This window comes from Pedobacter sp. BMA (assembly GCF_001027745.1).
Taxonomy (GTDB): domain Bacteria; phylum Bacteroidota; class Bacteroidia; order Sphingobacteriales; family Sphingobacteriaceae; genus Pedobacter.
Map to the genome: position 1 here is coordinate 263,202 of NZ_LECU01000003.1, position 12,881 is coordinate 276,082.

Below are 12,881 nucleotides of genomic sequence, written 5' to 3' on the forward strand. Positions count from 1 at the left end.
GAAACTAACAAACAAAAATACGTTCCGATAATAAATGTACTAAGGGCAATTGCGAGCATGGCTGTTTGTATTGTACACTTACATTATTTTATTGGTTTAAATGCTTATCCTGTTTCTAAGCTGCTTACTTACGGACAACAAGGAGTTGCAATATTCTTTGTTGTATCTGGATTTATAATTCCGTATTCTTTATGGAACAGTAATTATACTATCAGGAATTTCTTCAGATATCTGGCCCGGAGATCGCTTAGAATAGATCCGCCGGTTTTAGCTATTATAATGATCACGATTCTAATAACCCATGAATTCAATATCGTAAGAATCCTTTATAATATATTTTATCTTGTTCCCTTCTCAGATAGCTATAAATGGTATAATGGTGTGTTTTGGACACTTGGAATTGAATTCCAGTTTTATCTGATTATTGGATTGACTATAGGACTGATTATCAATAAAAACATCAAAGTAATTGTATTTTTTATCCTCCTGATTTCAATGACAGGATATTTTATCCAACTTAAAAATAACTATGGCTTTATTCTTCATAGTGCACACTATTTTGGTTTCGGAATATTAACATTGCTTATTTATAAAAAAAGAATCTCCATACTTTATGGACATATCTTACTGTTTGGTTTATGTTTTTTTTTATCTTGCTCAATATCAATTTTAACAGGTTGTATAGGTTATTTTAGTGCGTTAGCGATATTACATCTTTCATTTCGCAATATCATTACTGATTATTTTGGCCGTATTTCTTACTCACTTTACTTAACACATCCACTGGCAGGATTTTATCTGGCAGATTACCTTAAACACTTTCAATTAAACATTTACCTTCTAATACTCATACTGGTTATATTATGTACACTTATAGCTAACTTATTTTACGCTGCAATTGAGCGACCTGCATTAAAGTTTTCTAAACGCATATCAATTAAAAATGGCTAAAGATATTTGTATTTACTATAAACAAGAGCCTGAAAATGACCGGTATATCAAGGGTGACGGACTCATCATTCCGATTTTACGAAACTTAATTAAAGGAAAAAAAACCGGAGGTGTAGAAAAGGTATTTATTAATTTATGCAAATCATTTACCCTGTCAGGCATCCCTTACAAAGTTAATAAGGATTTTAAACAACTGAAACCAGATGATAAGGTGATTGTTTTAGGAAGTGGAAAACACGTTTTAAAAAAATACGATAGGGGCAATAAAATTATCGCCGGTATTGGCCTTATGACCCACCCAAGTGAGTGGCCTACCTTATGTACCGATTTTCCCGTTGTAAAATACCTTCAGCACTCAGATTGGGCAACTCAGGTTTACAAACCATATTTTGGCCAAACCATTTGCGACAACTGGTTTGCCGGAATAGAAACAGACAAATGGAAACCCCTTAAAATTGAGAAAGAAATTGATGTTTTAATCTATTATAAGATCAGATGGAATCAGGAAATTTTGGATGAAACCTTGCTTAAGCCTATTATAAAATCAATAGAAACCAAAGGTCTGAATTATCAAATGATAAAATACGGATTTTACAATGAGGATGAATATTTTAATTTATTAAACCGCAGCAAAATGATGATTTTTCTCTGCGAACATGAAAGTCAGGGTTTTGCCTGCTGCGAAGCCATGTCGATGAATGTACCTGTATTGGCCTGGGATCAGGGATTTTGTTTAGATCCTAACCGGTTTAAATGGGGAAACCCCGTAATTCCAGCTACCTCTGTACCTTTTTTTGACGAAAGCTGTGGATTGACGTTTAAGAATATTGCTGATTTCTATAATGTATTTCTTTTATTTATTGAAAACGTCGAACGTAAAATTTATGAGCCAAGGGATTTTGTAATCATAAACCTTAGTCTCGAAAAAAGCGGAAAAAGAATGCTTGAAATACTGGAGGAAGTTTACGGATGAGAATTCTCCTGATTATGGATCCCGGGATTCCCGTCCCTCCAAAATTATACGGCGGACACGAAAGGCTGGTGTCTATGTTTGCCGATGCCTATAATCAGCTTGGGCATGAAGTAAGTCTGTTAGCCGGTCCTGACTCTAATATTAAGGGTAAAACTTTCAGTTTTGGGGTAAACGATCTTAACCGTTCAAAAATTCAAAAAAGCAAAGAGCTGTTTATGGCCTGGAATTTCCTGATTAACCATGTAAAAGACTATGATGTAATTCACAATTTCGGCCGTTTACTATACCTGCTTCCTGTATTAAACTCAGCAGCAAAAAAAATAATGACATATGGAAGGCCGGTCTCTGCCAAAGGAATCAGGTTAATTAATAAGCTGCCGAATCAAAATTTATATTTCACTGCCTGCAGCAATTACTGTGTGTCTACCGGCAATGTTGCCGGAAAATGGGAAACAGTTTATAATGCAATAGACTTCAGCGATTATAAACTCAACCAAACGATTGAAGAAGATGCTCCACTGATGTTTCTGGGAAGATTAGATAAAATTAAAGGCTTACATACGGCTATCAGTGTAGCTAAAAAAACAGGTCACCGCCTTTTAATTGGCGGTAATCTCCCCAACACTGCAGATAATTATGCCTATTTTAAACAAGAAATAGAACCGCATTTCAATAATTCAGATATCATTTACCTGGGTGCACTTAACGATGAGCAGAAAAACAAGTATCTGGGGCAGTGCAAAGCTTTGTTGTTTCCTATAGAATGGGATGAGCCCTTTGGAATGGTAATGGTAGAAGCCATGGCTTGCGGAACACCTGTTATAGCATTTAACAGAGGTTCTGTTCCCGAAATTATTGTAAATGGCGAAAACGGATATATTGTTTCAAACGAACATGAAATGATTGAAGCCCTGTTAAACATACATACCATTGACAGGTCAGGTTGCCGGTACTTGGCAAAGTCTAAATATAATGTGGATGTAATCGCAAAAAAATACCTGTTGCTGGTCAGTTGAAAAGAATTGTTTTAATATCTACAGGTCAGCCAACCTTAAACCCACGTTTGGTAAAAGAGGCTGATGCACTGGTGAAGGAAGGATATGACGTCACGGTTTTATATCAGCACTGGAGCAACTGGGCCATCGGGCCTGATCAGGAACTATTGAAAAATAAAAAATGGTCTTCCATACTTGTTGGAGGAAATCCTGCCGAAAAACGCCTTTCTTATTTTATAACCAGATTACTTTATAAATGGCACAGGTTTATCAGTAGATTTATTGGTTTAAGATTTGGTCTTGCTGAACTTTCTGTTGCACGCTGTAGCTGGCTACTGGCATTAGTGGCCAGAAATATAAAGGCAGATTTATATATCGCTCATAACCTTGGTGCATTACCTGCCGCTGTTTTTGCTTCAAAGCATAATCGGGCAAGGGTAGGTTTTGATGCTGAAGATTTCCACAGGTTTGAAACATCAGATGACGAAACTAATATTGATGTTAAACGCAATATATATCTGGAAGAAAAATATATTCCACAAACAAATTATTTAACTGCCGCGAGTCCATTAATCGCATCTGCTTATCAGCAAATTTTTAATAAGAATGCAGTTTCAATACTAAACGTATTCGAACCATTTACCAGCCCAGTTAAGGCCACAGAAGAACAGAAACTTAAATTATTTTGGTTTTCACAAACAGTAGGACCCCATCGGGGAATAGAAGAGATAATCAAGGCGATTAATTTATCAGGGTACGAATTCAACCTTTACCTTTTGGGTGAAGTTGATGATATATATCGCCAAAAATTAATGAATATGCTAAGTTCTTCCGATACCTTACATTTCCTCGCTCCTGTTCCGCAGCAGGATTTATTTTCAATTGCAGCAACTTTCGATATTGGTTTAGCTACAGAAACCGGAGTACCCCTTAACAGGGATATTTGTCTCACTAATAAAATATTTACCTATATTCAGACCGGATTAGCAACCATTGCTACCAATACCACTGCACAGGTTGACCTGCTAACCCAGCATGATCAAATTGGTTTTACTTTTGCACAGGGTGATGTTCAACAGCTATCGTTATTACTGGATTTGTATCACGAAAACAGAAACTTGTTGTTTGAACATCGGAGGCAGGCATATTTATCAGGTCAAAACACCTTTAACTGGGAAATCGAAAGTAAAAAATTCCTTGAAGTTATCCATCAAACATTATCATCTTGAAAAAAGCGCTCATTATTTCCCCTTACTTTGCCCCATCCAATGCCGCAGATATGCAGCGCATACGTATGAGCCTGCCTTTTTTTAAAGATTTTGAGTGGGAGGTTGAGGTTGTAGCGGTAAAAGAGCAGTTTACTGATGCCGTTTTCGATTATTTATTAAGTGAATCGGTACCTGAAGATATTAAAATACACCATGTAAATGCCCTGCCTAAGGGCCTGACTAAAAAATTTGGTTTGGGAAGTATTGCATTGAGGTCAATGTGGTTTTATAAGCAATATGTAAACCGTTTATTAAAAAGGGAAAAATTCGATCTGATATACTTTTCGACTACACAGTTTCCTGTTTGCATTTTAGGCGCATACTGGAAAAAAAAATTTGGTGTTCCATACATTATCGACATGCAGGATCCTTGGTTTACCAATTACTATGAAGATAAACCAAAGCACAAAAGGCCTAAAAAATACTGGTTTTCTTATTACCTGGATAAATACCTCGAACCGATTGCAATGGAAAAGGTTGATGGGTTGATTTCAGTATCAGATGCTTATACAGAGGATTTAATTTTACGATATCCGCATTTAGCGGATATACCTGCATCTACGATAACATTCGGAGGCTTTAAAAAGGATATGGAAATTGCTAAATCACATCGAGCAGAGTTAAAATTAGCTTTTGATCCAGATCCTTCATATAAAAATATAGTATATGTAGGAAGAGGTGGATTTGATATGCAAAAAGCAGTGATGATATTGTTTAAGGCCTTTAAAAAAGGTTTGAAAGCAAATCCTGATACTTACAAAAGCATTAGGTTCCATTTCATAGGTACAAGTTATGCACCATTAGGCAGTGGGGAAAAAACCTTATTTAGTGTAGCAGAAAAACTCGGCGTTGGCGAATATGTAACAGAACAAACCGACAGGATTTCTTTTTATGAAAGCATTTACAACTTGCAATGCGCCGATGCTTTATTTATACCTGGACACGAGAAGCCCGCTTACACGGCCTCTAAAATTTATCCCTACATTATGACCGAAAAACCAATTTTATCGGTCTTTAATATGCAAAGTAGTGCTGCCCAAACACTAATTGAATGTAAAGCCGGCTATGTTGCAGACATTTTAAACTTCAAGAAAGCGATGGCTACCATTTCATGTTTTCTGGATGCTGTTGTTAATAATAGCTTGAACAAACCAGAAACGGACTGGGAAGCTTTTGAAGAATTTAGGGCAAAGGCGACTACAAAAAAACAATGCGAGATTTTTAACCTGGTAATTGCGAATGATATTAAAAAATCTATATAGATATATTCTAAGGCGGCAAGGGTTTAAAGGACAGTTCAGAATTTTTGCCTGGTTATTTGACCGTGGAAAATTAGGCGGGGTGAAGCAAACCGTGCTGACGCTAAAGAAGGATTTTAGAGTCAATGTAGACACCTATAATTTCATTGAAGCAAGCATTTATTACATGGGCGATTATGAGCCTTGGGTGAAAAAACACTTTAAACGCTTAATTCGCCCTGGTGATGTTGTTTTAGATGTAGGAGCAAATATTGGCTTCCACAGCCTTTATTTTTCAACATTAACAGGCCCAACGGGTAAAGTAATCGCTGTTGAGCCGATCAATCAAAACTTTGTGGCCTTGCAAAAAAATATCGGCCTAAATGGTTTTGATAACATTATCAATGTACAAAAAGCACTGGCTAACGAAACCAAAGAGATTCAAATTCATATCGATCCTGAAGCCAAAAACCCGGGAGCCTTCAGTTTGCTGGAACAGGGTGTAAAAAATACCGGCGTTAGCTGTATTAAGGGTGATGATTTATTAAATGACCTTAAAATCAATACAGTTAATTTTATTAAAATTGATGTTGAAGGCTATGAACTGGAAGCCCTTAAAGGCTTATCTTTAACTGTAGCGCATAGCAGGCCCGTTATCATTTTTGAATATGACCGTGCCTACCAGCTTAAAGCTGCACAAGCTCCTGATGCTCTTTTTTTATTTTTGCAGTCATTTAACTATCGCTTTGAATGCATTGATGGATATGGGAATACCAGGGCATTAGAATATGATGAAGCGCTCTCAAGTGCTGAAATTATAGCGTATCCTTTATGAAAAAATTCAGATTAGCTATAGTCATCAGCCACCCTATACAGTATTATGCCCCCCTTTTTAAACTACTTACAGAAACAGAAATTTTGCTCAAAGTTTTTTACACACTGGGCGAAAGTAATTTGGTTGATAAGGGATTCGGCACCACGATCAACTGGGATATTCCGCTACTTGAGGGATATGAATATGAATTTATTGAAAATATAGCGAAGGAAAAAGGAAGTCATCATTTCAAAGGAATACAAAATCGGGATTTGATTGATAAACTAACTGAATTTTTACCCGATGCTGTTCTTGTTTATGGCTGGGCTTATAGCAGTCATTTAAAGGTGATGCGGCACTTTCATAAAAAAGTACCAGTTTGGTTTAGGGGCGATAGTACCTTGCTCGATAAACAGAGTACTTTTAAAACTATATTAAGAAAATTGTTTTTAACATGGCTTTATTCTTTTGTAGATAAAGCATTGTATGTTGGACAGAAAAACCGTGCGTATTTTGAATTTTCAGGTTTGAAAGAAGATCAGCTGGTTTTTGTCCCTCATACTGTTGATAACGAAAGATATGCAAGCTTAAGAAAAGAAGAGGCTTTAGTTTTAAGACAAAAACTGAACATAAAGGATGAGGAAACACTGATTCTTTTTGCAGGCAAATTTGAGTCGAAAAAGGATCCGGAGCACTTGCTTCATTCATTCATTGAACTGAATCGTTCAAATGTCCACTTGCTTTTCGTAGGTAACGGAGAACTGGAAAAAAGTTTGAAGTCCAAAGTTATGAGTAGTAAATTAAAAAATATACACTTTATGGATTTTCAGAACCAAACACAAATGCCTGTCGTTTATCAGGCATGTGATCTCTTTTGTTTACCTTCGCAGGGACCAGGTGAAACCTGGGGTTTGGCCGTAAATGAAGCCATGGCGGCCAAAAAAGCTATACTCGTATCTGACAAAGCCGGCTGTGCTGCCGATCTTGTAAAAAACCAGATAAATGGTTACATATTTGAAGTTGGTAATCAAAAAAGTTTGACTACAATTTTGAATGTTTTAACAGAAGACAAAAAAAGGTTAATTTTAATGGGTAACCGTTCGGGGGAAATTATAAAAGAATGGACTTTTCAAAAACAGGTAGAAAAAATTATTAAAGAAACAAAAATTGCAAAACAACGGAAGTAAATACCTGATTTTATATTTCCCATTCATTATGGCACTCCTGTTAGCAGATTTGCCTAAAGTATCTTATATACTAGCCTGGCTGGGTTCGTTTTATCTATTCTATATTTGTTATGCAGGCAAGATAAAGCCTTTACCAAATGACCGGCCTGTCATTGAGCAGCTATTCAGGCCTGTATTTATTTTGCATGTAATATTTGCAGGGTACATGGCCTGTACTTCTATTTTTTATTTTCTGAATGCCTTAGGTTATGAATACAGTACCTACCTGGGAAACTCATACGCGACAGACTCGCTATTTAACGAAATTGCCAAGTGCCAGCGCTTGTATGTTTTGGGGCACGCGGCTTTTTTGCATGGCTTGCTAAGCGCTATGCGGTACCCTGTAGAAAAAAAATATATTGCGAACGCCAAATCAATGAGTATTCTGTTATTTGTCATTTCATTGGTTACCCTGCCTTTAAATCGTTTTCTGGTTAATATTGATGCCGTTATTCAATTGGGGGTACAAATGGGTAACCTGAGTATTTTAACTGGTACGGTGGCTTTTGCCTTTGCAATAAATGAAAAAAGGAGAAACATGATTATTGCAACAGGGATTTTGTTTGGAATGACATTCGCCAATACGCTGATATCAGGGTTCAAAGAGCCTGTAATTTTAAGTGTGGTATTATTCGGGCTTATTTTACTTCCTGTATATGGCAAAAAGCTGATACCTGTTTTCGGTTTGGCTATCGTTGCCTTATTTCTACTTTTGCCAACCTTTATCGGAAAATACAGAGGTGTAGCCTCATCAGGTGTTAGTGCTATTGAAGCAAGGGACCAGGCATTAAACTCGATTGTGGATAATGAAAATCTTCAAGAGGAATTGCACAACAATAATTGGGCATTCTTGACTGACCGGATCTCAGAGATAGGAATGTTTGTAAACTATACTTCAACAACTCCATCGAAAGTACCGTATTATAACCTAAATATAGTTAAACAGGCTATATTCTCCATCGTTCCCAGGGCATTTTGGCCTGGGAAGCCCGATACTGAGTCGATGGTAATGAACAGGCCATACAATGCTGGAATTATCAGCCGCGATGCAGTCGTTTCTGCTAAACCTGCATATATTGTAGACTGCTACTTATCATTTGGGCATTTAGGCGTCCTAGCTGGTTTATTCTTTTATGGTTTCATCGCTCAATATATTGCGCTCAAATCGGAAGAATTATTTGGTGGATATTTCTTGGGAACAGTAGTAATTTTTACCGGCTTATTCCAAATTCTTTTAAGGGGTAACTGCTTCGAATTTATGTTTAATACGGTATTTTGGTCTTTTGTGAGCGTATTTCTGATATTTAACTTTTTCAAAGCGCGAAGTATTATCATTCCAATATAGCTAATTGTGAAACATTGAAAATCCTTCACGTCACAGCATCTTACAAACCAGCCTACATCTACGGTGGCCCTATTCAAAGCGCTGGGAAGTTGTGCGAAGCCCTAAATAGGTTCACCATCATCAGTTCAGAAAATCCTGGCGAAGAGTTGAAGAACCTGGGGAAAGAGGATAAATTAAATATTGAAGTATTCACCACTACGGCAAACGGTAGAAAAGAACTAAATGTACAAACCCGACAACCAACTTTGGTTGATGGTGTTCGCATAACTTACTTCACAAGGTGGACCAAAGACCACAGTCATTTCTCACCAGACTTATTATCACACTTAAGAAATGAGATCGTTCATCACAAACAGAATGATAAGCCAATTATACATATCCATGCCTGGTGGAACCTGGTTTCTGTATTAAGTTGCTTTATTGCTAAATGGTACAAAGTGCCTGTTGTACTTTCGCCAAGAGGCATGCTTACGACCTATAGCCAGCATAACCGCAATTCCCTTTCAAAGAAACTGCTACATACGCTTATCGGAAAAAGGCTGTTAAAGTATTGCCACATCCACGCCACCAGTGAGCAGGAAAAAGAAGATATACAGAGGATTGTATCTCCGAAAAGTATCACAGTCATTCCGAATTTAGTAAGTTTTGAGTATCAGGAATCAGGCAGCAAGTATCAACAAGGAGTGCCAGATTATCAAGACGTGGAGGCGGCTTTTAAGCTCATTTTCCTGTCGCGCATAGAAGAGAAAAAGGGTTTGGAACTATTATTTGATGCTTTAGCAAAACTGGAGATAAACTGGCAGCTCACCATCGCCGGCTGGGGTAATGATGAATATGTAAAGCACCTTAAGGATAAAGCAGAGAGCCTGAAACTTAATACACGGGTCAACTGGATCGGTCAGGTAAACAATGATGATAAGTACAGGCTAATGGCGCAGCATGACCTGTTGGTATTGACCTCATACAATGAGAACTTTGCGAATGTAGTGGTAGAGAGCCTGAGCGTGGGTACCCCTGTTTTGATTTCGGATCAGGTTGGATTATCAGATTATGTGATGAAGAACGAGCTGGGATGGATTTGCGAATTGAAGGCAGACCGGATTAAAGATGAACTTATAAAAGCCATTGCTCAGCAGGAAAAAAGGCACCAGATCAGACAGACTGCGCCTGGATTGATTAGACACGATTTTGACGACACTGTGTTGGCGAATAGGTATCTCGCTCTTTATAAAAAACTGGTGTGATGAGCAGGCCGTTTAGCTTTATTATTCTAACCTATAACGAGGAGATTCATTTACCCCGGCTGCTTGAATCAATAAAAAATTTGGAAGCGCCCATATTCATCCTGGATAGTGGAAGTACCGATAAAACATTGGAAATAGCTGCGGGTTATGGAGCAGAAGTAAAAATCAACCCCTTTGAGAACCATCCAAAGCAATGGGATTTTGCATTGAAGCATTTTGATATTCAAACACCCTGGACCATCGGGCTTGATGCCGATCAGGTAGTAACGCCGGAACTGTTTGAGCTGCTGGAAACTTTTGATGATGAAAAACATCGGGAGGTGAACGGCATCTATTTCAACCGTAAGAATTTCTTTCAGGGCTCCTGGATCCGTTACGGCGGCTACTACCCCATCTATCTTCTGAAAATGTTCCGTACAGGTATTGGTTATTCTGACCTTAATGAAAATATGGATCATCGCTTTATCGTTCCTGGTAAAACAGTGGTATGGAAGAGGGGACATATCCTGGAAGAGAACCTTAAAGAAAATGAAATTGATTTCTGGTATCAAAAACATGAACGTTACAGCGACCTGATTGCACAGGAGGAAATTGAACGCATGCAAAACCTCAGGAAGCAGGCACTCAAACCTACCCTGTTTGGCAATCCTGATGAACGCAAAGCCTGGTTGAAACGACTTTGGTGGAAGCTACCGCTGGGCATCAGGCCTTATATGTACTATGGTTTCAGGATGTTTTTCCAAATGGGTATAATGGACGATAAAACAGCAAGACGTTTCCACTACCTGCAGGGTTTATGGTTTAGAAAACTGGTAGATCAGAAAATCAAAGCGCTCCAAAAACGACAATAAATTAAATCTCAGGATATAATTTTTATCTTTAACTGAATTTTAGCCGAACAAACAAGATGGACGAAATACAACTGAAAGCCGCGAAGAAACAAGCTGATAAGAAAGCAATTAAATTTGTGATTGCATTGTTTGTACTTTATATCCTGTTTAGTCAGGGCAATATATTTATGAATAGTGTAATGACACCGACTGGTAGATTTTATAACGCCAGCATTGCGGAACATTTCAATTACATTCAGGGACTAAAATCGGGCCTGATTATTCCAGCGGTTTGGATTATTAAAGCGTTTGGCTTCTATGCCATTTATAACGACTCGGATGTGATGGTGGTTGCGGGTCCTTACCTGCGCGTAAACTATTCTTGCCTGGGTTTAGGTGTAATGAGCTTTCTGGCAGCCTTTGTACTGGCTTTTCCTGCTTCATGGAAATCGACCTGGAAAATGATGGTGATTGGCCTGGTGAGTATTTACATTTTAAATGTCTGCCGCATAGCGGGACTGGGTGTATTGCTCGGTTTCTTTCAGTCTCAGCGACAAAACTTCACCTATCACCATGAGATCTTCAATGTAATTGTATACATCTGTATTTTTGCAATGCTGTATTTCTGGATCAGGAAGAACACAAGACTCCCCATTCCAAAAGCTGAAAACGATAACAACTCCCCTATCGGTTAACATCATCACTTTGCAAAAAACACAACTACAGAAGAATTTTAATACCGGCAGTTACCAGATTGGTGCATCGGGACTGAAGCAGTTTTTATGGTATTTTACCGATGTGTTTTTTTTCAGGAGTGGCATCATTCCGGTGAGTTCAATACTAGTATTTTTATTACGCTTATTTGGTGCCCGCATTGGTAAAGATGTTCGGATTAAACCCGGAATACACATTAAATACCCCTGGAAATTGAGCGTGGGCGATTACTGCTGGCTTGCCGATTGTTATATTGAGAATTTAGATTGGGTAAGTATAGGCACAAATTGCTGTATATCGCAACAGGCCATTTTGATGACGGGAAACCACAACTACAGTAAAACTTCTTTCGACCTCATCACTAAACCCATTGTACTCGAAGACGGTGTTTGGGTTGGGGCAGCTGCAAAGGTTTGTCCGGGGCTTACCTTATACAGTCATTCGGTATTAACGATGGGCAGTACTGCGACAACCAATCTGGATGCTTATGGCATTTACCAGGGTCATCCTGCTGTTAAAGTAAAAGACAGGAATATCAGTTGATCAAGGTTCCCATCATTATGCTGCATCATGTGGATGATGCTCCGGCAACAGGAACCGAAGGCTGGACAATTAGCACAAAACAGTTTAATGTATTGCTGGATTGCATACAGCAACTCGGACTGGAAACCACCACCTTCGAAGAAATTGTGCAGCAGCGCTGGAAACTGAACCAGCTAAACAAAAAAGTGATCCTGACCTTTGATGACGGCGCAGCGAAATTATTCGATTTCGCCGTACCGTTGTTGATACAGAAAGGCATGAAGGCTGTGTTTTTTATTCCGACTGCTCAAATTGGCGGGTACAACGAATGGGATGTTACGAGTGCCAATGCCCCTAAAATCGATCTGATGGATGCTTCGCAACTGCGCTACCTTTCTGAAAAAGGAATGGAAGTAGGTAGTCACGGTCATGAGCATCTATATGGACACAAAATTACAGAAACCCAGTTCATCAACGAACTCCACACCTCTAAAAACATCCTTGAAAATATTATAGCTAAACCAGTTGTTTCCTTTTGCTATCCTTATGGAGAGGTTCCTGAGAATTATAGACAATTGCTTCAGGATGCTGGTTACCACTACGGCACTTCTATTTACCAGGCTTTCTCCAACCGCTATGCCTTACGCCGGATCGGCATCCACGCCGCAGATTCCAAAAAGTCAATTACTTTCAAATTATCGAACCGCTATGCGATTTACCGCTCGCTGATTGATAAAGTGTTGAAGATGGTTAAATGATTT

13 protein-coding genes are annotated in these 12,881 nt (G+C 38.4%); all 13 read left to right on the forward strand.

The annotated features are described in order from the left end of the window. Positions 1-30 precede the first annotated feature (30 nt). Genes AB669_RS05540 through AB669_RS05600 form a run of 13 tightly spaced genes read left to right on the forward strand, consistent with a single transcriptional unit; the run spans position 31 to position 12,878 of the window. Positions 31-951, forward strand: coding sequence for an acyltransferase (locus tag AB669_RS05540; RefSeq protein ID WP_255352142.1), 921 nt, complete (start codon positions 31-33; stop codon positions 949-951). Then, entirely contained in the window at positions 944-1,924 is a 981-nt protein-coding gene (locus AB669_RS05545; protein WP_047798298.1) for a glycosyltransferase, read from the forward strand. Before AB669_RS05540 ends, AB669_RS05545 begins: the two co-directional genes overlap by 8 nt. Further along, entirely contained in the window at positions 1,921-2,940 is a 1,020-nt protein-coding gene (locus AB669_RS05550; protein ID WP_047798299.1) for a glycosyltransferase, read from the forward strand. The genes AB669_RS05545 and AB669_RS05550 overlap by 4 nt, the downstream gene beginning before the upstream one ends. Then, entirely contained in the window at positions 2,937-4,148 is a 1,212-nt protein-coding gene (locus AB669_RS05555; RefSeq protein WP_047798300.1) for a hypothetical protein, read from the forward strand. Before AB669_RS05550 ends, AB669_RS05555 begins: the two co-directional genes overlap by 4 nt. Beyond that, positions 4,145-5,449, forward strand: a complete 1,305-nt coding sequence (locus AB669_RS05560; RefSeq protein ID WP_047798301.1) for a glycosyltransferase — start codon at positions 4,145-4,147, stop codon at positions 5,447-5,449. The genes AB669_RS05555 and AB669_RS05560 overlap by 4 nt, the downstream gene beginning before the upstream one ends. Beyond that, positions 5,427-6,260 (forward strand): FkbM family methyltransferase, encoded by an 834-nt coding sequence (locus AB669_RS05565; protein WP_047798302.1) that lies wholly within the window; start codon positions 5,427-5,429, stop codon positions 6,258-6,260. The genes AB669_RS05560 and AB669_RS05565 overlap by 23 nt, the downstream gene beginning before the upstream one ends. After that, on the forward strand, positions 6,257-7,426 hold the full coding sequence (locus AB669_RS05570; protein ID WP_047798303.1) for a glycosyltransferase family 4 protein: 1,170 nt from the start codon (positions 6,257-6,259) through the stop codon (positions 7,424-7,426). Before AB669_RS05565 ends, AB669_RS05570 begins: the two co-directional genes overlap by 4 nt. Before the next feature lie 28 nt (positions 7,427-7,454). Further along, positions 7,455-8,810: an exosortase Y-associated Wzy-like protein gene (locus AB669_RS05575; protein ID WP_047798304.1), complete on the forward strand. Its 1,356-nt coding sequence runs from the start codon at positions 7,455-7,457 to the stop codon at positions 8,808-8,810. Positions 8,811-8,824: 14 nt separating this feature from the next. After that, positions 8,825-10,054, forward strand: a complete 1,230-nt coding sequence (locus AB669_RS05580) for an XrtY-associated glycosyltransferase XYAG1 (protein WP_047798305.1) — start codon at positions 8,825-8,827, stop codon at positions 10,052-10,054. Further along, positions 10,054-10,905 (forward strand): glycosyltransferase family 2 protein, encoded by an 852-nt coding sequence (locus tag AB669_RS05585; RefSeq protein WP_047798306.1) that lies wholly within the window; start codon positions 10,054-10,056, stop codon positions 10,903-10,905. The genes AB669_RS05580 and AB669_RS05585 overlap by 1 nt, the downstream gene beginning before the upstream one ends. A gap of 56 nt (positions 10,906-10,961) precedes the next feature. Beyond that, positions 10,962-11,579 (forward strand): exosortase Y, encoded by a 618-nt coding sequence (gene xrtY, locus AB669_RS21450; RefSeq protein ID WP_053058279.1) that lies wholly within the window; start codon positions 10,962-10,964, stop codon positions 11,577-11,579. A gap of 10 nt (positions 11,580-11,589) precedes the next feature. Further along, positions 11,590-12,141 carry a WcaF family extracellular polysaccharide biosynthesis acetyltransferase gene (locus tag AB669_RS05595; RefSeq protein WP_047798307.1) on the forward strand — a complete coding sequence of 184 codons (552 nt, stop codon included), beginning with the start codon at positions 11,590-11,592 and terminating at the stop codon, positions 12,139-12,141. Next, positions 12,138-12,878: a polysaccharide deacetylase family protein gene (locus AB669_RS05600; RefSeq protein WP_047798308.1), complete on the forward strand. Its 741-nt coding sequence runs from the start codon at positions 12,138-12,140 to the stop codon at positions 12,876-12,878. Before AB669_RS05595 ends, AB669_RS05600 begins: the two co-directional genes overlap by 4 nt. The last annotated feature ends 3 nt before the right edge of the window (positions 12,879-12,881 follow it).